This window comes from Colwellia sp. KU-HH00111 (assembly GCF_040362745.1).
GTDB lineage: Bacteria > Pseudomonadota > Gammaproteobacteria > Enterobacterales > Alteromonadaceae > Colwellia.
Map to the genome: position 1 here is coordinate 114,850 of NZ_BAABWO010000003.1, position 20,624 is coordinate 135,473.

Annotated in this window: 17 protein-coding genes, 1 pseudogene and 1 CRISPR repeat array; of the genes and pseudogenes, 8 read left to right on the plus strand and 10 right to left on the minus strand. The window is 39.3% G+C overall.

Annotation, left to right across the window (positions count from 1 at the left end; all coding sequences use genetic code 11):
* Positions 1-107: 107 nt before the first annotated feature.
* Positions 108-806 carry a Crp/Fnr family transcriptional regulator gene (locus ABXG98_RS07575; protein ID WP_353538096.1) on the minus strand — a complete coding sequence of 233 codons (699 nt, stop codon included), beginning with the start codon at positions 804-806 and terminating at the stop codon, positions 108-110.
* Positions 807-917: 111 nt separating this feature from the next.
* Between ABXG98_RS07575 and ABXG98_RS07580 the strand changes: the two genes are divergently transcribed.
* The 5 genes from ABXG98_RS07580 to ABXG98_RS07600 are packed head-to-tail and all read left to right on the plus strand — an operon-like array spanning position 918 to position 5,968.
* A complete protein-coding gene (locus ABXG98_RS07580) occupies positions 918-1,880 on the plus strand; it encodes an ABC transporter substrate-binding protein (RefSeq protein WP_353538097.1) in 963 nt (320 codons plus the stop codon).
* A gap of 18 nt (positions 1,881-1,898) precedes the next feature.
* Positions 1,899-2,660, plus strand: coding sequence for an ABC transporter permease (locus ABXG98_RS07585; protein WP_353538098.1), 762 nt, complete (start codon positions 1,899-1,901; stop codon positions 2,658-2,660).
* Entirely contained in the window at positions 2,660-3,379 is a 720-nt protein-coding gene (locus ABXG98_RS07590; protein ID WP_353538099.1) for an ABC transporter ATP-binding protein, read from the plus strand. The genes ABXG98_RS07585 and ABXG98_RS07590 overlap by 1 nt, the downstream gene beginning before the upstream one ends.
* A 19-nt stretch (positions 3,380-3,398) precedes the next feature.
* Positions 3,399-3,839, plus strand: coding sequence for a CopD family copper resistance protein (locus ABXG98_RS07595; RefSeq protein ID WP_353538100.1), 441 nt, complete (start codon positions 3,399-3,401; stop codon positions 3,837-3,839).
* 14 nt (positions 3,840-3,853) lie between these two features.
* Positions 3,854-5,968: a TonB-dependent receptor family protein gene (locus ABXG98_RS07600; protein WP_353538101.1), complete on the plus strand. Its 2,115-nt coding sequence runs from the start codon at positions 3,854-3,856 to the stop codon at positions 5,966-5,968.
* Between the two features lie 127 nt (positions 5,969-6,095).
* Here the strand turns inward: ABXG98_RS07600 and ABXG98_RS07605 are convergent, their stop codons facing one another.
* The 3 genes from ABXG98_RS07605 to ocd form a co-directional block, all read right to left on the minus strand.
* Complete coding sequence (locus ABXG98_RS07605; protein WP_353538102.1) at positions 6,096-7,508, minus strand: alanine/glycine:cation symporter family protein; 1,413 nt, start codon at positions 7,506-7,508, stop codon at positions 6,096-6,098.
* A gap of 71 nt (positions 7,509-7,579) precedes the next feature.
* A complete protein-coding gene (ctlX, locus tag ABXG98_RS07610; protein ID WP_353538103.1) occupies positions 7,580-8,500 on the minus strand; it encodes a citrulline utilization hydrolase CtlX in 921 nt (306 codons plus the stop codon).
* Between the two features lie 21 nt (positions 8,501-8,521).
* Positions 8,522-9,583 (minus strand): ornithine cyclodeaminase, encoded by a 1,062-nt coding sequence (ocd, locus tag ABXG98_RS07615; RefSeq protein WP_353538104.1) that lies wholly within the window; start codon positions 9,581-9,583, stop codon positions 8,522-8,524.
* Between the two features lie 166 nt (positions 9,584-9,749).
* Here ocd and ABXG98_RS07620 point away from each other — a divergent pair, with 166 nt between their 5' ends.
* Positions 9,750-10,205 (plus strand): Lrp/AsnC family transcriptional regulator, encoded by a 456-nt coding sequence (locus ABXG98_RS07620; protein ID WP_353538105.1) that lies wholly within the window; start codon positions 9,750-9,752, stop codon positions 10,203-10,205.
* A 75-nt stretch (positions 10,206-10,280) separates the two neighbouring features.
* Positions 10,281-12,179: a metallophosphoesterase family protein gene (locus ABXG98_RS07625; RefSeq protein ID WP_353538106.1), complete on the plus strand. Its 1,899-nt coding sequence runs from the start codon at positions 10,281-10,283 to the stop codon at positions 12,177-12,179.
* 152 nt (positions 12,180-12,331) lie between these two features.
* Here ABXG98_RS07625 and ABXG98_RS07630 read toward each other — a convergent pair whose 3' ends face one another.
* Positions 12,332-12,895, minus strand: coding sequence for a sugar O-acetyltransferase (locus ABXG98_RS07630; protein WP_353538107.1), 564 nt, complete (start codon positions 12,893-12,895; stop codon positions 12,332-12,334).
* A 43-nt stretch (positions 12,896-12,938) separates the two neighbouring features.
* Positions 12,939-13,397: a helix-turn-helix domain-containing protein gene (locus tag ABXG98_RS07635; RefSeq protein ID WP_353538108.1), complete on the minus strand. Its 459-nt coding sequence runs from the start codon at positions 13,395-13,397 to the stop codon at positions 12,939-12,941.
* A gap of 77 nt (positions 13,398-13,474) precedes the next feature.
* Here ABXG98_RS07635 and ABXG98_RS07640 point away from each other — a divergent pair.
* Positions 13,475-13,960: pseudogene (locus ABXG98_RS07640) on the plus strand (DUF2938 domain-containing protein); the annotation flags it as partial.
* A gap of 20 nt (positions 13,961-13,980) precedes the next feature.
* A CRISPR array of direct repeats spans positions 13,981-18,149; the repeat unit is 28 nt; unit sequence TTTCTAAGCTGCCTGTGTGGCAGTGAAC.
* A gap of 150 nt (positions 18,150-18,299) precedes the next feature.
* Here ABXG98_RS07640 and ABXG98_RS07645 read toward each other — a convergent pair.
* The 4 genes from ABXG98_RS07645 to csy3 all read right to left on the minus strand — a co-directional run bounded on the left by ABXG98_RS07645 (position 18,300) and on the right by csy3 (position 20,612).
* Entirely contained in the window at positions 18,300-18,623 is a 324-nt protein-coding gene (locus ABXG98_RS07645; protein WP_353538109.1) for a type II toxin-antitoxin system RelE/ParE family toxin, read from the minus strand.
* Positions 18,623-18,895, minus strand: coding sequence for a type II toxin-antitoxin system Phd/YefM family antitoxin (locus ABXG98_RS07650; protein WP_353538110.1), 273 nt, complete (start codon positions 18,893-18,895; stop codon positions 18,623-18,625). Before ABXG98_RS07650 ends, ABXG98_RS07645 begins: the two co-directional genes overlap by 1 nt.
* A gap of 90 nt (positions 18,896-18,985) precedes the next feature.
* Positions 18,986-19,639: a type I-F CRISPR-associated endoribonuclease Cas6/Csy4 gene (gene cas6f / locus ABXG98_RS07655; protein ID WP_353538111.1), complete on the minus strand. Its 654-nt coding sequence runs from the start codon at positions 19,637-19,639 to the stop codon at positions 18,986-18,988.
* 10 nt (positions 19,640-19,649) lie between these two features.
* Positions 19,650-20,612, minus strand: coding sequence for a type I-F CRISPR-associated protein Csy3 (gene csy3, locus ABXG98_RS07660; protein ID WP_353538112.1), 963 nt, complete (start codon positions 20,610-20,612; stop codon positions 19,650-19,652).
* Positions 20,613-20,624: the final 12 nt, after the last annotated feature.

Below are 20,624 nucleotides of genomic sequence, written 5' to 3' on the forward strand. Positions count from 1 at the left end.
ATGAATATCAATTAAAAAGTTTGATGTAGCGCATATATTTTGGGGAGTATGAGAGAAAAAGCCCTCAATAAAAAATGAAAGCAACAAGCAATTATTCTCGTCAATATTTACGAGTTAATGGTAGGTTTAAAAATACTTGGCACTAAGTTTACCTCATCACATAAAAGGCTAAAGCTTGGCACTGTGATTGACGATCCTGATTCATTAATCAAACCACTAAATTTAAGTTTATTCAGTAATCGTGATAACGTTTCAGGCGTAATACCCAGTTGAGTTGCTAATACTTTTTTAGTGTTGGGTAATATCAATTTGTTACCTTGCTGTTGTTGTTTACGATAAATATCAGCGAAATACATAACTAAGCGTTGGCTCGCATTCACTTGAGTTAACATATCGAGCGAGTTCATTAACTGCCCTATTCTATTGCCCATAAAGCCAAGCACATTCATGGCTAAGTCACTATCTGATATTAATAGCTCATTAATAGACTCATGACTATAGCAAGTTAAGCGCGTTTTTTGATCAACATGCGCACTCATAGGATAACATCGAGGTGTCATAAAAATAGCCATTTCAGCAATAAGCCCACCACTTAAAAATACCTTAAACACCTTTTCCTCACCATTTGGCATTAAACGGTAAAGTGTGACTTTTCCTGTATTTACCATGTAGATAGCTTCGGCACTATCACCTTTTTCAAATAAACATTCACCTGCATCTAAGGTGAGTTGATAACTTTGAGCATCGAGTGTTGATTTTTGTGCCTGATTGAGTAGTTGCAATATATTTGGCGTATTACTGGGCATAGATTACTCCTAACAAGTTCATAATAAATGTTGTTACCTTGATAATTATCAAGTAACAAATCACTATAACTGCATTACTATAAATGAAAATCATTCTTATTTACAGTCATTATGTATAAATACCTTTTACTCTGCATCATGATGGTGTTAACCATCAAGATCGCACAGGCTAAATCGCAACACTTAAGACTTGCTGGCCCCGCGGCGGTGGTAAGTTATCCACTAATGGTTATGGCGGAACAGCAAACATTAGCAGCGGCTAACTTAAAGTTCTCATTTACTCGCTGGAAAAACCCTGACCAACTCCGTGCTATGGTGATTGGCGAACAAATTGACTTTAGTGCGATGCCATCAAATCTCGCCGCTATTTTTTTTAATAAAGGGCATGAGCTTACCCTGCTCAATATTTCCATATGGAATATTATGGATATTGTCAGTCGCGATAAAACCATCTCAACATTGTCACAACTTATTGGCCAAGAAGTTGTTGTGCCGTTTAAAAATGATATGCCCACGATTATTTTACAACAATTATTACAAGGCCAACTACAAGCAAAAGCTAAACAAGTGCGGATTAGACACAGTCATAATTTAGCTGATGCTGCACAACTATTGTTAGCCGGCAAAGTACAACATGCTTTATTGATTGAGCCTCTTAGCTCAAGTGTGCTTTTTCAAAATGCACAGCAAGGCAATGCCCCACTTACACGGGTGATCAATATTAGTGAACAATGGCGTAATACCTTCCCTGAAAGCCCAAAACTCCCGCAAGCAGGCATTATTGCAAATACAACTGTTAATGATAACAAGGTGCTTATATCTGCCGTTAATGATGCGTACAAAACAGCGGCAAAATGGTGTGAAGCCAACGTTAATTCTTGTGCTGATATTGTCAAAAAACATTTACCTAAAATGCCAAAGGCTGCATTAATTACCGCAATAGAAAATACCCGAGTAACTCCCGTTAATAGCCTTACTGCAAAGGCAGATATACAAGCCTTCTATAAGCTACTGAGCAAAGTTGATGTTAAGCGCATCGGCGGAAAACAGCCAAATAACCGTTTTTATTTCTAATTAGTGGTGATTAACCTAATGAAAGCAAAAATCAAACTCGCTTATATTTTATATGCACTTAGCGTGCTTAGCTTATTAGCATTGTGGCAAGTCATGGCTAGCCAAGTTAATAGCATGATTTTAGCCTCACCATTGCAAACCTTAACAAAGCTTGCAGAGTTACTTTACAACTTAAGCTTTTGGCAACAGCTTTTAGTCACACTAATACGCTTATGTTATGCCTTAACCATGGCATGTGTTATTGGCTTTACTTTAGGTTTAATCGCCGGTTTACACACCTGGCTGAAATACTATTTAGCGCCATTTCGATGGTTGTTAATGAGTGTACCGCCAGTAATTGTAGTGCTACTTGCCATGCTTTGGTTCGGCATGGGTAGCACCATGGTTATATTTATTACCGTGTTACTACTTTCCCCAACGGTATATATCAACACGCAAAAAGCCGTTGAGCAAATTGATACACAATGGCTTGAACTGGCTAAAGTGTACCATTTCACTTGGTTACAACGGCTGACAAAAATTTACATTCCTGCTATTTCAGCGCCGTTGTGCTCCACCTTAATCATTGTTTGCTGTAATGGTGTGCGAATTGTTGTGCTCGCAGAAGTATTAGGCAGCCATCAAGGTGTTGGTTTTGAGTTAGCCAATGCCAGTAGTAATTTTGATACAGCAGAGTTATATGCATGGGTCACAGTGAGTTTACTCATGGTCGCTTTTTTAGAGTTAGCCCTGCTAAGACCATTACAAAACCAATTATTACAGTGGCGTAGAACAATCTAATGAACGTAAATAACACACTAAATACTATCGTGTCATTCAGTCACCTTGAATTAACTTTAGCTGCACAAACTATCCTCAGCGGAGTCTCATTTTCAATCAATAAAGGAGATAAAGTTGCCTTGCTTGGTGACAGTGGTGTGGGTAAATCTTCGCTATTAAAGCTTATTGCTGGCATTCATCAACCTTCGAAAGGTTGTTTCAACACTAACGCGAAACGTATTGGTTATGTGTTTCAAGAGCCACGCTTATTGCCTTGGTTAACCGTTGAACAAAACATCACTGAAGCGATGAAAGCTAACGGTATTTCAGCTAACAGCATCAAGCTGAAACTCCCAAAGCTGCTTTCTCAAGTTGAATTATCACAATACCATGATTATTACCCTCATCAGTTATCAGGCGGCATGGCTCAACGTGTATCACTCGCTAGAGCTTTTGCCATCACGCCGGATTTATTATTACTTGATGAGCCCTTTAGTGCACTAGATAACACGTTAACCAACCAGCTGACGCGATTGTTAAAACAGTTTTTAACACCAGAAATCACCCTGATTTATATCAGTCATCAAATTGAACAAGTGCTGGCGTTAACTCAATCTTGTGTGTTGATTAAGCGAGATCCACACAGCCAAACAAGCACTATAAGCCAACACAGCACCGCAACTAGCAATGAACAAGCGTGCTTTGTAAATCAGTATTATCAACAACCAATTGTATGTTAGCCAACGAGGTAAATTAACTATGTCCTATGCCCTTTTAATTACAATTCATCTATTTGCCGCCATTATGTTTATTGGTGTGGTCTTTTTTGAAGTGATTTTTCTAGAATCTATTCGAAAAAAATTACCCTCTAATATGATGGCATTAGTGCAAGAAGGTATCACTACGAAAGCCCGAAAAATAATGCCCTTTGTATTAGCGTTTCTTTTTCTTACAGGTTTAGCCATGGCTCATCATCACTTCCCTCATTTTTCAGGAATGATGGACTCTTCTTTTGGACAATTACTGTCGTTAAAAATGGTTATCGCTTTTAGTGTGTTAGGGCATTTTTTCACTGCTATGTATCTAGCTCGTAACAAAAAAATGACCTGCAGTCGTTTTAAATTTATTCATTTAAGTGTTTTTTGTCATCAAATCATCATTGTGTTTTTGGCAAAAAATATGTTTTACATCTCATGGTAACACCAAGGAATATTATGCTTATTAAACACTCTTATCTCACTCTATGCTTAACTACTGCCTTATTTAGCAATCAATTACTTGCCAATAATTCAATGACAATAGCCATGGATGAACACATTGAAATTTTAGCGGAAAAAGCGCAACGTGCTTTTCCTACCCGTGATGAAGCAAAAGCTGAACTAAAAAAAGTGGCTGGAGGAACCAACCTAATTGATATTGCTAAATTACCAGCAAGGCAAGCAACACTGCAAGATGCTCTTGGTTTTGAACCTGGCATTATTATGCAAAGTTTTTTTGGTGGTAATGACCAACCTAGGCTCAATATTCGTGGTTCAGGAGTGCAAAGTAACCCAGTGAATCGCGGTGTGGAGCTGCTTTTTGATGGTATGTCATTAAATCAAGCTGACGGGAGTTTCATTATTGGCTTTTTAGATCCTAAAAGTACCGACATTATCACCGTTTATCGCGGAGCCAATGGCATAAGATATGGTGGCACCACATTAGGTGGCGCCATTAACATGATCAGCAAAAATGGCACCACCTCAAGCCCCAGTATCCGCCTAGAATATGGCAGTGATCACCGTATTGGTGCCAATGTACAAGTAGCTGGCGACAGCAAAGATTGGGACTACTTTGTTAATGTTTCTCGTGACAGCGCCGATGGCTATCGCCATTTCAGTGAGTCTAAACGCAGCAGCATTAACGGAAATATAGGTCTAGATATCACCGACACCTTAAGTAACCGCACCTTTATTCAATGGAGCGATAGTGAATTTCAGATTCCTTTTGTGGTTCCAAAAGCACGCGCATTAGCTGATGCTAAACTTATTATGGGAGATGGAAACACTCCACTAGACTCCTTACTCAATGTCTATAACCGTAAACCCCATCGTGATTCACAAGTAAACCGAATTGCCAATAAAACACGCCTGAGCCAAGATAATATTATTCACGAGCTTAACTTAGTGGTTCAACAAGTTGATGATATTTTCGCTGATCCGCTCATGCACAATATAACCACCAGTGATGATTTAGGATTTGAGTATGCGTTATCTGCACAAGGTGATTATGTCAGTGAGCAAGATGATTTTTTTCTATCAATTACTGCCAATACCAGTGATATGAATAGAGCTTATGCCGCTACAAACCCAACAAACGGCAGCATGTTGCCAGCATTCGCGCAGATTGACTTAGATGCCAGCAATGTGATTATTGCTGCGCAGTGGCAAGCTGAGCTAAGCAATAATTTGCAGCTAGTCACTGCTGCACAATGGGTGAATTCACGCAGAAATAGTAGTGACAACGCCAACGCTGAGTATAATCAGGATAAAAGTTACCATAGCATTAACCCGAAATTAGGTATAATTTACCAAACTTCAGACGAAATTCGTTTTTTTGCAAACATTAGCAGTACCAGTGAAGCGCCTACCTTCTGGGAGTTAGCATCAGCCAGTGTTAGTCCCAAAAACCCTGCAATGACTAAGCTAACATTAAATGATTTAAGCGCCCAAGACTCTACCACTTTTGAAATTGGCAGTAGTGGTAAGCTAAATAACACACAGTGGAATTTAGCATTATACCGTAGCAAGGTAGATAATGAGTTAATTTCAATTGTCAGTGACTTTGCCGTTAATGGTAGTACCAGTAACTACAGCAGCGGCAGCATACACCAAGGCATGGAATTTGAATTAGTACAACAGATAAGCGATGATTTATTTACTCACGGTGATACGTTATCCAGCAAGCTAGTTTACAATTACAGCGACTTTTATTTTGATGGCGGTAAATATGACAATAATCAAATTGCTGGTATCCCAAAACATGTTGCGCAATGGCAATTAAGCTATCAACGTGGCGGTTTCTATATTGCCCCAAGCATTAAGTGGCAAATGGACGACACCCCCATTGATCACGCTAACAACCAATTTCAAGATGCTTATACCCTGCTATCCGTACAAATGGCGTATCAGGTTAATCAGCATTTAAAGGTGTATTTTGATGGTCAAAACCTCAGCGATGAAAACTACCAAACCTCATATGTGATTAGAGGATTTTCAGCCGAACAGCAACCTAGCTTTTTACCTGGGTTTGGTACAACATATTCTTTAGGGATGAATTATATGTTCTAAACTTTGGCTCGCTAATAATGTGTAATAAAAATATAACCAACTAAATAATACACTGTAAAAATTTAACAATACTTTATCGCCGTTTGATTGTCTTTTTCGATAATCAAACGGCTAATTCACTCATTTATTATTTTTCAGACCAAACACCTGGTTCAGTTTTACCTTGTATTTTTACCTCTTTTAAAGAAAAGGACATGTCATTATTGGTGTGAAGTTTTTCACGAAAATTTTTGGTTAAATTGATCACCGTTGGTGTGAGTAAAATAATGGCGTAAATATTAACTAACGTCATCAGTCCTAGTGCCATATCAGCTAAGCCCCATACTTCTTTTAAAGTTGCGCTTGCGCCCCAAAACACCATAATCAAATAAATACTTGTATAAAAAGTACGGCCTAATTTGTTGTCTAATTTAAACAAATGTAGATTACTTTCAGCATAAGCATAATTGGCAACGACTGAGGTAAAGGCAAATAAAGTAATAGCACCAGCAACAAAATAATTACCACCAGCACCAAAATGATTGGTCATGGCGCTTTGTGTCAAACCTATGCCTTCCATTTCACCACTGATAGTAATATCTGATAATAATATGACCACCGCAGTACAGCTACACAACACCATAGTATCTAAGAAAACACCTAACATTTGCACATAGCCTTGTGCCACAGGATGATTTGGCACGGGCGAAGCACCCGCAGCCGCATGCGGTACACTGCCGGCTCCAGCTTCATTTGAATACAAGCCCCTTTGGATACCATTTTTAATTGCCGCACCTAAAGCGCCAGCACCGGCCTCTGTTAAACCAAAGGCTGAAGAGAAAATATCCATAAACATGCTAGGTAATAAATCAATATTCATCAAGGTTATAACAATCGCGGTACCCACAAATGCCAACCCCATAAACGGAACGATGAGTTCGGCAAACCGGGCAATACTTCGCATGCCACCAACAACAATAAAACCAGCAAGTAATACAATAATCGCCCCAGAATACGCGCGAGGTATTGTAAAAGTATTATTTAGTGCTTCAGCAATGGTATTAGCCTGCATAGCGCTAAACGTTAAACCATAACCCAAAAACAAACAAACTGAAAACACAATGGCTAGCCAAGGCTTATTAAGGCCAGCACGAATATAATAAGCAGGCCCGCCCCTAAACTCTTTGTGTTCATCACGCACTTTATACAACTGGCCTAGCACACTTTCAGCAAACCCTGTAGCCATGCCTAATAAAGCGATAACCCACATCCAAAAAACAGCACCGCTGCCCCCTAATGAAATTGCCATGGCAACGCCTGCTAAATTACCTGTACCTACCCGCGCCGAAAGCCCTGTACATAAAGCCTGAAACGAACTAATACCTGATTTATCAGATTGAGTACTGCCCTTCATTACGGAGAACATATAGCGAAATTGAAATAGCTGTACCCAATTCAACTTAAATGAAAACCACAAACCTGCAAAAAGTAATAAGTAAATTAAAATTTGTCCTTGGCCCCACAATATATTATTGATAGCGCTTACTATGTCATTTATCATTTACTTTCCTTTCTTGTTTTGTGTTTATTATTAGTAACATGATCCGCTAAAGCATTTGGCTAAAAATGCTGTTATCTTCTAGATAAATGAATGCCAGCTAGCATGCATCGCACTGAACCGCCGGCAAGTTCTATGGCTGATACGTCCAAAGGCAGCAAGGTTACGCTTTTTTTCAATATTGCTATTTGTTCGGCTGTTAAAGCCGCATAAGCGGTGGTCGAGAGCGCTAAAATTCGGCCTGATTTACCCGTTAATTCGAGCGCATTACCACAAAAGGCATTAATTTGCTGTTCTGACAAATAAAGGATGCTTTTACCCGCACTTTCAAAGCGGCTTATAATTTGCGCACGGCGTTTTTCATCGGTCATCATATCAAAACCTGCCATAACAAAATCAGTGCCAATACACATTAAAACATTGGTATGGTACACCGAGATACCCTTATGGTTTTGTGCATCGAACACCATAGGTTCATAATTAAAATGCGAGCAAAAACGTTCAAGTACATGTGAGTCTGTTCTTTTTGAACGAGCAGCATAAGCAATGCGCTCGATATGATCTAACACCATGGCACCCGTGCCTTCAAGATAAAGTTCATCAAATTCTAACCCCGAATAATCAACAACATCTTGCACTCGGTATTGCTTTTTTAAACATTCAATAACATCTTGTCGGCGTTCTTTTCTGCGATTTTGTGCACACATTGGGTATATCGCTATTTGCCCGCCTGTATGAGTTGAGAACCAATTGTTTGGAAACACTGAATCGGGTGTTTGCTCACCTTCATCTTCAAAGATATGCACCGTCACACCTTCTGCTTCAAGTAAATTACTCACGTTAGTAACTTGCTTATACGCCATTTCTTGTAAGCGTTTTTTATCAATTAATGTTGCTGTTTGAAAACTATTGTCTTGTTCAGTTTGTTCATTAGGATAAAAATGATGTGGACGGATCATAACGACGGCATTTGGTGCTTGTGGATATAATGACATGACTTCTCTCTAGTGACTAAGTTATTGATCGTTATATGACTGGTCAACAACCACACCATATAAATTACGAGGATTCTCTGGGTTTGCTAGTAATTCAAGTTGTTCGCATTGCCCCTGCCTAGAGAGAAGATCATATACATAACGTAGTGCAGAATAATCTTCAACCGCGAAGCCGACACCATCAAAAATAGTCAGTTGTTGCTCTGTTGTTCTACCGTCACGTTCGCCTCGTATAACATGATACATTTCTGTTATTGGCGAGTTTTGCGGTAATTGTTGAATATCACCTTCAATGCGTGTTTGTGGTTCATATTCAATAAACACATCTGCGCGATTTAATAACGCAGGATCAAGCTCTGTTTTACCCGGGCAATCGCCACCAATTGCATTAATATGAACCCCCTCTCCAACCATGTCGTTGGTTAAAATAGTGGCATTCTTTTTATCCGCAGTACAAGTGGTTATAATGTCTGCACCTTGTACAACTTGGTTTGCTGACTCACAAACGATAATGGTTAAGCCTTTGTTGGCAAGGTTGCTACGGCATTTTTCCATCGCTTGAGTGTCAATATCATAAATACGCACTGTTTTAATGCCTAATAATGAACTAAAGGCAATAATTTGAAACTCAGATTGTGCTCCGCAACCTATCATAGCCAAAGTAGAAGCATGTTTAGGGGCTAAATATTTAGCCATCATTGCCGAGGTAGCGGCCGTTCTTAGTGCCGTTAGCACAGTCATTTCAGACAAAAGCAACGGATAACCGGTTGCCACATCAGACAAAACACCAAAGGCCGTTACCGTTTGCAAGCCTGATTGGGTGTTTTTAGGGTGACCATTAACATATTTAAAACTGAAAAGTTCATGATTACCTGTTGGCATTAACTCAATCACTCCCTCTGGAGAATGCGCTGCATAGCGTGGAGATTTATCAAAATCTTGCCATCGGGTAAAGTCTTGCTCTAAATATTTAACCAAACCTTCAATGAACGACTCTGTGCCAATACTTTGTAATAATGTCACCATTTCACTAACGCCAATGAATGATATGTGTGATGATTTTTGTGGAATACTGTTATTCATAATGACCCTATGCAATTATTTAGCTAAGTTTTACTTCGTGGTTAATAAACTAATCCATATATTATCGGGTTAACAAATCAAACAAAATGGCAAAAGATTGCAAATTTAGCGCAAACATTTATCATATTGCTTAATTTAATTATCATAATGACAAAACAGAAACAATATGAGCATTGACAAACATATAAATAAACGGGTTTACCTTTACGATTCAGTTGATAAAGCGCTTATTGCCATATTGCGCACCGATGCCAGAGCTTCCATTTCAAAACTGGCAGCTCAGCTGCATGTTTCACGTGGTACAGTACAAAATAGACTCGATAGACTGATAAGTTCAGGGGCTATTTTAGGATTTACTATTCGTGCGCACGATGAACTAGAAACTGATGTAGTAAAGGCTATTATGATGATAGAGGTTGTTGGTAAATCAACAGCCCAAGTAATTAGCCAATTGCGTGGTATTCCCCAACTTGAAAAACTGCACACAACTAATGGTGCTTGGGATTTAGTCGCCAATATTCAAACATCAAGTTTACTTGAATTTGACCTTGTATTGCGCGACGTAAGAACCATTGATGGTGTGCTAAACAGCGAAACGAGCATTTTGCTAAGCTCAATTTAAAGTCAGAAAAATCCATAGTAATAATTTCTCTCATCATTTAGGATAAGTAAAAACTCATTCTACTTTTTTGTTCAAATGACTATAAACCATAAAAAGTTACCTACCATCATAGCTGGCCCTATGGTTCGTAAAGCGATGGATAACCAGCTAGTTTTATGGCTGGTGACCTCGCAGTATTATCAATGTAGCGTAACCCTTTATGATGAAGAGGGTGATGTATTCTATTCGCAAAAACTAACAGGCAACCAACATGCAAGCATTGCTGTGGGCAAACATGCAGTTATTAACCTACTTAATATTGCTTTAAATGAGCCACTGATAGAAAACACTTGGGTGAGTTATGACATAGTGCTTGAAAGTGAATCTGAATCATTCAATAGCGCTAACCTTAAAGATTTATGTTATGAAGGTTTTTCGAGCCCACGCTTTTGGTACAGCAAGCAGGCTAATCATGTTTTGCACGGTTCCTGCCGTAAACCTCACCATCAAAGTGAGGATGCATTACTTGCCGTAGATAAACAAATCGCAAAAGCACTAAAAGACAAAACAACTGCACCTAGTTTATTAATGTTGTCTGGCGATCAAGTTTATATAGACGATGTTGCCGGCCCAATGCTGTCGGCTATTCATCAAGTTATTTCTCTGCTTGGTTTACACAGTGGTAAATGGCAAAACACCAACATTGAAAATAATGAACAGCTGTTATCTAGCCCTAATTGCTATTATCAACGTGATAAAATATTGCCGTTATTTGATGACAACAATGATAATTTGCTGCGTTTTTTTAAGGGCAAAAAGAAACGAGTTTTCACCTCGGTGAGCGCTCATAATCATTTAATTTCGTTTGCCGAAGTGATCGCCATGTACTTGTTGGTTTGGTCACCCGAACTTTGGCAATGTATCGAATTTGATCAGACTAAAATTAACAAAAAACATCGGCAGAAATTCCAAGAAGAGCAACAAATCATAAATACCTTTGCTAAAGGTTTGTGGTCAGTTCGACGGGCATTAGCACATACCCGCACGTTTATGATTCATGATGACCATGATATTACCGATGACTGGAACCTTACCCGTGAGTGGGAAGAAATAGCCTACGGACACCCGTTTTCAAAGCGCATTATTGGCAATGCACTTATCGGTTACTGGCTATGCCAAGGTTGGGGAAATCAACCTGAAGTGTTTGACAACATATATCAGCAAGCTCAAGAGTGTTTTTCAACAGAAAAAATGCAAAATATTGATGAGTTAATTGACACCCTACTTCATTTTAACCATTGGCATTACAGTATAAATACAACCCCCAAAATGGTGGTTTTAGATACTAGGACCCAACGTTGGCGCTCTGAACGTAAAGCAAATCGCCCTTCTGGCTTAATGGATTGGGAAGCATTAACTGATTTACAGCATGAGTTGTTTGAACAACAAGCAGTGCTTTTAGTTTCTCCTGCACCTATATTTGGGGTTAAGTTAATTGAAGTAATCCAAAAAACATTTACATTCTTTGGCTTTGCACTTACTGTAGACGCTGAAAACTGGATGGCACATAAAGGCACGGCTAGTGTCATACTAAATATTTTCAAACACTCTAAAACACCTCCAAACTTTATTATACTCTCTGGCGATGTACACTATTCATTTGTGTATGACATCACCCTAAAACACAGGAAACAAAGCCCCCTTATTACTCAAGTAACTTGCAGTGGTATTAAAAACGAATTCCCAAAAGGGCTATTAAACGTACTAGCAAAATGTAATCACTATCTTTACAGCAGTAAATCACCACTAAACTGGTTTACCAAAAGACGAGACATGCTAATTAAAGCCAGACGGGTCGATAACAAAAAAATACTAAACCAAAGTGGCATAGGTTTGATTGACATTGATAGCAACTATAGAGTTACAGCCAAGGTCATTACCGCTGATATGAAAGAATTTTTGTTTGCGAGCAAAGATAATCAACCAAGTGATTGAGCCTTAAAACACTTAACCATTTACCACATTACTACGTCAATATTTTTTAATAAAACAATGGCCGATTAACGGTTAGTTTTTGTTTGGAGTGATTATGGGTGGCTTAGTTAAGAATTATCATGGGTGGCTTAGTTAATTTTATTTTGAGTAAATTACACCGTAGTTGTGATTTCTTTAATTACCTTCGCAGGATTACCAGCGATGACAACATTGTTACCGAAGCTTTTTGTAACTACTGCTCCAGAGGCCACTACTACATTATCACCTAAAGTAACACCCGGATTAATTGTTGCTTGCCCACCAACCCAACAGTTGTCACCGATAGTAATTGGTTTAGCAAATTCTAGTCCACTATTTCTCTCTATTGGATCTAAAGGATGCGTTGCAGTATAAATCCCTACTTGTGGAGCAATCATACAATTATTGCCAATTCTAACTTCTGCGACATCCAAAATAACACACGCAAAGTTTACGTAAAAATTTTCACCAACGTGAATGTTAGAGCCGTAATCACAGTGAAACATTGATTCAATATGTATATTTTTACCTGTACTACCAAATAGAGATTTTAATAGTTTAGTTCTTACCTGTAATTCTGCTATGGAAGTCTGGTTCAACTTCTCTGTCGTTAGGCGAGCATTTAACCTCATCTGAACAAGTTCGTTATCGCTAGGGTCGTACAATTTTCCCGCTAGCATCTTTGATCTTTCTGACATTGGACGAAGCTCCTTGATACAAGCTTTACTCATAACGCCGCGTTCACCGGCTTGTCCGGTGCAACACTTTATTAGATCTCTGTTGTTTTACTAGTTTATTTGAAGCTTCACCTTTAATAGTGCCACTTGCAGCTAGGCTCATTAATCGACGAAACCTCGGGCACTCCAAATGACTAGGAGCTCTACAAGCAGCTGCATGCTGAAGACCATCACGCATTGCCACTAACTTTTGAATAGTATTATCCAGTTCACTGGCTTTTTTCAGCAGCAAATCCCTATCAATAATAGGATTTTCTGCAGATCCTAATATGCCCGCAATTTCTTCCAGCGAAAACCCTGCTACGCGTCCCAATGCAATCAATTCAAGGCGTTCCATTACACCTTCTCCAAAAACTCGGCGTATACCTTGTCTACCAATGGAGTTGATTAATCCTTTTTCCTCATAAAAGCGTAGAGTTGAAGCGGGAACACCAGATTGTTTAGCAACCTGAGAAATATCCATAACACCCCTTGACTTAAAGTTGACTTGAAGTTGTACAATAGCATTACATCTAGATCAAAACCAGCAATGGAGAAGTCGTGGACAATATAATTTTTGTAATATTCATCGGAATTGGCGCAACCGCAGTGATGGACTTGTGGTCTTTGCTAAGGAAACACTTACTTAACATTCCGCCAACTAATTGGGGGTTGATTGGGCGCTGGATAGCTTACATGAAAAAAGGGAAATTTCGCCATATTGCTATTGCAGAATCTAACTCTATTCGCGGCGAGCAATTCATTGGATGGACGGCCCACTATTTAATCGGTATAGCCTACGCAGCATTATTAATAATTATCTGTGGAAAAGCATGGATCCTTAACCCTTCAATTGGCCCCGCACTCGCATTGGGTATTGCCACGGTTGTTGCTCCTTTTTTTATATTGCAACCAGGAATGGGAGTGGGTGTTGCTGCATCCCGAACACCCAACCCTAACTCTGTTAGGCTGCAAAGCATTATTAATCATGCAGTATTTGGCTTTGGTCTTTTTATATCAGCTGTAGCAGTAAAATTTATTTATTCAGGTGGTACTAATTATTGTAATTTCTAAGCTGCCTGTGTGGCAGTGAACTACCGGTTCAAAATGACTTATTAGCACTAGCATTTCTAAGCTGCCTGTGTGGCAGTGAACGTGATGGTGTAGATGGTGCTCAAGGTATTCAATTTCTAAGCTGCCTGTGTGGCAGTGAACATAACCGCAAAGCACTTACTAATTATTCCCTTTTTCTAAGCTGCCTGTGTGGCAGTGAACTTACACCAACTAATTTTGGTGCAACCGCTAAATTTCTAAGCTGCCTGTGTGGCAGTGAACTGGGTTGTGTATCTTTTCAGCGTATGCGGCTATTTCTAAGCTGCCTGTGTGGCAGTGAACACCTCCATTCACCCACAATTTAGAACAATTTTTTTCTAAGCTGCCTGTGTGGCAGTGAACTGTTGGTCGTGCCACGTTTGAAAAATCAGTGTTTTCTAAGCTGCCTGTGTGGCAGTGAACCAATTGATGATGCATTAAATACCCCTGTTACTTTTCTAAGCTGCCTGTGTGGCAGTGAACTTGAAGTTGCTCAATCAATCATTTCATTAACTTTTCTAAGCTGCCTGTGTGGCAGTGAACTTGCTGTTAAAGACCAGTTGCTTGTAGATTTCTTTCTAAGCTGCCTGTGTGGCAATGAACAATGGGTACGCAATGTAACTTGAAATTGAGATTTTCTAAGCTGCCTGTGTGGCAGTGAACTAACATTCGTGCCACGGGCAATTGGCAAGAGTTTTCTAAGCTGCCTGTGTGGCAGTGAACTTATTTTTTATAATATATTCCCACTCGCCCGATTTCTAAGCTGCCTGTGTGGCAGTGAACATGAGAATTTCATTAACCCTGTTTTATACCAATTTCTAAGCTGCCTGTGTGGCAGTGAACTAGAGTTCATTGAAGAACTTAAGCAGCATTATTTTCTAAGCTGCCTGTGTGGCAGTGAACTTTTTGCTACCCAGTGTTTACCTGTTTTATCCTTTCTAAGCTGCCTGTGTGGCAGTGAACTCCTTATCATCTCCAGTTCCTGATGTATCATATTTCTAAGCTGCCTGTGTGGCAGTGAACAAATTCTTGGCGGAACTAGGCTCCATTAATCCTTTCTAAGCTGCCTGTGTGGCAGTGAACAAATTCTTGGCGGAACTAGGCTCCATTAATCCTTTCTAAGCTGCCTGTGTGGCAGTGAACCCACATAAAGCCAGTGGACCATATTTGGCTATTTTCTAAGCTGCCTGTGTGGCAGTGAACCTGTCAACATGCAAGCCCTTATAGATTACTTATTTCTAAGCTGCCTGTGTGGCAGTGAACTATCCAATGCTGTCTGTGCGGCATTTGATATATTTCTAAGCTGCCTGTGTGGCAGTGAACAGATGAAGTTTTTCCCGAAAGTGCCGATATTTTTTCTAAGCTGCCTGTGTGGCAGTGAACTTTTAATGCCGACTCTGGCGACATGAATATGTTTTCTAAGCTGCCTGTGTGGCAGTGAACCAAAAAGGTGGAGCTAACTACAACAAGATAGCTTTCTAAGCTGCCTGTGTGGCAGTGAACGTCACTTGGCATTGGTTTGTTTGTAACTATATTTTCTAAGCTGCCTGTGTGGCAGTGAACGGTCAAGGGGTTTGCGTAATTATTTTGATTTATTTCTAAGCTGCCTGTGTGGCAGTGAACTCATCATTGAGCGTGATAGAACACCACTGATATTTCTAAGCTGCCTGTGTGGCAGTGAACTCATCATTGAGCGTGATAGAACACCACTGATATTTCTAAGCTGCCTGTGTGGCAGTGAACTTATTATCATCTGAATCATAAGGGATATTATATTTCTAAGCTGCCTGTGTGGCAGTGAACAAAGCATTCGCATTAGCTAAAGCTGCTAATATTTTCTAAGCTGCCTGTGTGGCAGTGAACATAAATTACCTGCTGTCATTGTGACAATTGATTTTCTAAGCTGCCTGTGTGGCAGTGAACGAAGCTGTAAAATATTCTTGGGGTGTTGCTAATTTCTAAGCTGCCTGTGTGGCAGTGAACATGATATTCCCCAACCTGTACCAATTCAGAAATTTCTAAGCTGCCTGTGTGGCAGTGAACTAAGTTTAAGCGCTGGCAAAATATCTGATAATTTTCTAAGCTGCCTGTGTGGCAGTGAACCTAAGGGCTGAATATTTCAAAGCGTATTAAAATTTCTAAGCTGCCTGTGTGGCAGTGAACATCAAAGGCGGTGGTAAGTGGTAACAACTATATTTCTAAGCTGCCTGTGTGGCAGTGAACAGTACCTTGGCTAGTTTGGTATATATGAGAAATTTCTAAGCTGCCTGTGTGGCAGTGAACCAAGGGAAGGTGTTGGTTGCGACTGTGATTATTTTCTAAGCTGCCTGTGTGGCAGTGAACCTGACTTACGACACTGTCGAAGTTCAGAGATATTTCTAAGCTGCCTGTGTGGCAGTGAACGTTATCAATCCCGTTCATTAGTTCTTTCTCAATTTCTAAGCTGCCTGTGTGGCAGTGAACGACAACAATTCATTCATGTATTTGAACCTGAATTTCTAAGCTGCCTGTGTGGCAGTGAACTTTAACGCTTTTAGAAAGCAACTTTTAATATTTTTCTAAGCTGCCTGTGTGGCAGTGAACTCATGCTGCTGTTGCTTTAACCCTGCGTAAGTTTTCTAAGCTGCCTGTGTGGCAGTGAACTACAAATTGCTTACTAGTAAGTAATTAATATTTTTCTAAGCTGCCTGTGTGGCAGTGAACTTTGAATGTAATGGCAATAAAGGGGGTGTTGATTTCTAAGCTGCCTGTGTGGCAGTGAACCTCCTGATGTATGCCCCATCTCAACATTTTTATTTCTAAGCTGCCTGTGTGGCAGTGAACATATTTTGCAGACTTCTTGTGTGTCTATTAGTTTTCTAAGCTGCCTGTGTGGCAGTGAACAGAAAAGATCTTGGCGCAAGGCTGCATTGTTTTTTCTAAGCTGCCTGTGTGGCAGTGAACTTATTAGCATTTAAGAACAAAAAGCATATAAATTTCTAAGCTGCCTGTGTGGCAGTGAACCTACCTTTCTGTGCTTATAAAAAGTAGAGCGATTTCTAAGCTGCCTGTGTGGCAGTGAACATCACATGTTAAAAGGAGGGGCCCGCGCGAGCTTTCTAAGCTGCCTGTGTGGCAGTGAACAATCTAATGGTTGTAGTTGTTGTCCTACTTGTTTTCTAAGCTGCCTGTGTGGCAGTGAACATGCTTGATAAAACTCTGAAGCCACGCTTAATTTTCTAAGCTGCCTGTGTGGCAGTGAACTGATAATAGTAAAAGCATCTTCAGGGGTTCGGTTTTCTAAGCTGCCTGTGTGGCAGTGAACACCTCGATAAAATCAAGGCGCTCGATTTTAAATTTCTAAGCTGCCTGTGTGGCAGTGAACACGTATCGAGATACGTATTGGTCTAGTAGTCATTTCTAAGCTGCCTGTGTGGCAGTGAACTTGTTTTTCGTGGAAACTTTCCATCCGAAGCTTTTCTAAGCTGCCTGTGTGGCAGTGAACGTGTCAACTTGTAAACTTTCCTAAGTTTACAATTTCTAAGCTGCCTGTGTGGCAGTGAACTTGAACGAATGGCTGCTATTTCATCACTCAAGTTTCTAAGCTGCCTGTGTGGCAGTGAACTATCGTTACCAAGTCGTATGTCAAAAGGTAGCTTTCTAAGCTGCCTGTGTGGCAGTGAACATTAATTAAATCAACAAAATTAAACGACTCAATTTCTAAGCTGCCTGTGTGGCAGTGAACATTATGGCGGCAATTATTTTTATGTTTTGGGCTTTCTAAGCTGCCTGTGTGGCAGTGAACCTTCATTACTTTTTAGCTGCTGCTTTCTTTTTTTTCTAAGCTGCCTGTGTGGCAGTGAACATTGGTTGATTCTTCATAGGCGAGATTTACTCTTTCTAAGCTGCCTGTGTGGCAGTGAACAATTGGGTTTCGTTCTTCATCTTGATACTGTTTTTCTAAGCTGCCTGTGTGGCAGTGAACCAGTACATTATTGCGCTACCTCAATCAAAGCATTTCTAAGCTGCCTGTGTGGCAGTGAACAGATGCTGATGTAGCAAGCAATATCGCAGGCATTTCTAAGCTGCCTGTGTGGCAGTGAACTTTTACTAATTTACTTAACGTTAAGCGTTTTTTTTCTAAGCTGCCTGTGTGGCAGTGAACAATAGAATAACATGCAAAAAATAAGTTACAACAACCAGTTACTATAAAAATCTATTTTTGACCTTTATTTTTACTGTATTTGTAACCTATTGTTTATTAATCTAATTTTTAAAGAGCATTTTTTTAGGTCAAAACCAATATTGACCTTACTTAATGAAGTAAACGAGCTGAAGCTGCTTTTGCAACACTTTGCTTCTGGTGAAGGATCATCATAATGTAAACATTGCTATTATCAATTTTGTAAATAACCCTAAATGACCTAGTTAACAATTCTAAACAATCTTGGTCTGATAATGACAACTCTTTGGGGAGGTGCCCTATCAATGGTGTTGTTGCAATTTTTGCTATGGCTTGTTCAATTTCGAGTAATAATTTATCAGCAAGTTGATCATTAACACGGCTAACATAATGAAGATAAATAACTTCTAAGTCTTTATTTGCATGCTCTGTGAGCATTACATGATACTGACTCACTAAACGCCTCTACGTTTACGTAAATTAGCTAATGTATTTTTAGCATCAAGCACCTTGCCATGTTTAACATCTTTGTCACTTTGGGCAAGCATTTTTAGCATGGCTAACGTTTCTTGTGTTTGCTCATATTCAGCAACCGATTGCACCACCATTGCTGCTTCTCCATTTTGAGTAATGATATAAGCTTCACCATCTGCTTTTAATTCAGCCGCAATTTTGGCGGCATTAGCTTTTAAATAACTAATGGGTTTGATATGTGTTGATAACGACATGTTTTAACCTCGCGCATAAGCAATAAAGAACCAAATATAAACCATATCTGGTTCTTTATAAACTAATTGATAACACTAACAACACGCAATTTAAAATTGAGGGACACTTGTTAGCTTGTCTTTATTGCTGCTGTTGGTATTTAAACCGTAGCAATTAAACACGCCAGCTTGTTCTTTTGTAAGCGACACCATTTTAATAAACAACGGAAATTTTCGGCTTTCTTGTGCATTTCGTTGTTTAGTTTCTTGGCTTTCTAACCAAATAAAAGGTAATGAGTTATCCGCTTTGGGCTTGGTTTTCTCAAGCTCAGCTAAGCACGTTTCAAGCGTTTGACCTGACTTTTCAGCCCATCGCTTTGCCTTGCTTTGCATGTCTTTTTCTATGCGCGCTTCACCTTTAACTTTTTCACGAAAAAACGCCACATGCCTCACTTTTTCAGGTACAGGCTTAATCGATTTTATATGCACATAATCTTTCAAACGGTTTAGCCATTGATTAATATTTAAGTTAGTGAGTTGCCTTTCTTCATTAGCTAATAATCGTAATTGATTACCCAATGGAAACGCATGTTCACCACCTATTCCTGCATGGTAGCTAGGAAAACTTATCGCTATAGCCGATTCATTCTCCCCTACTTTGTTATCAACAAGGGCAATATGCACTTGTTGATATACTTTTTGCCAAAGAAAATCTAAGCTTACTTCCGCATCAGGTAAGAGTTGAAGTTCTATATAAAAATTCATATATGCACCTCTACTCTGATTTTCCACCGAATACACCACCACGAATTAAATTCGCCAGAACAAAATTTTTGTCGTTTTCACTAACTTCTTTATCGTTAACCCATTTCATCATCAATGTATAAAGGTCAGTTTTAGTTTTTCTATATGCCTGCCCTTGCTGGGTAACCGCTCCAAACGGCTCTACTGCAATTGGAAATTCTGCGTTTTCATACCAGTCATCAACAGTTCGGATAGCATTGCCAATTTTCACACTATGCATAGCTGCACAGTTATCCAACTTAAATAATACTTTTTTCTTTTCGCCCATATTCATTTCTTGCGAGGGAAATACGTGTTGTCCTTTGCCAAGTTTGACAAAAGCATCAATAGTTAAACAAACAAACTGTTCATCACTATTTAAACCTTCAAAGATAGCATTAGCAACTTTCATCAAGTCATTATTATCTTGGTGTGATTCAAAACTTTTAAGTGAAAAGTCATAACCATTAAATGAAACAGCCTCCTGTTCATTTACTTTTACTTGAATATAGATCTGCTCTGCACCCACTCGGTTACGCCACAAAAATCGTCCTGCTGCAATATTGTATGCATAACGATACGCTAATTCTTTTAAACCTTTCGATTTATAAGCTGAAGCTTTTTCTTTGATTGCCCCAGTAAAATCTGGATCATTACAACCAAATGGAACACCTAAGTTGCCAATTGCACGTAAGGTAAAGCTCACTTTTAAAGTATCTAAGTCATTTGGTAAATAAGCATCATCTCCTTCGGAAATATTGTTATCTTCTCTCCCGCCCTTATCTAAATTGAACTGACTTTTAGTTCCTCTTAGAGTCCTAGGTAATACACTTATTTTTGTATCTTCCCATAAGCTATCTTTATTGCTCCAACTTCCTGCTGTCATCAAAGCATCCGATGCTTCTAACTTACGTTCAAACGCCAACATACTTGGTAACTTAATCTCTTTAGTCATTTTATAAATCAT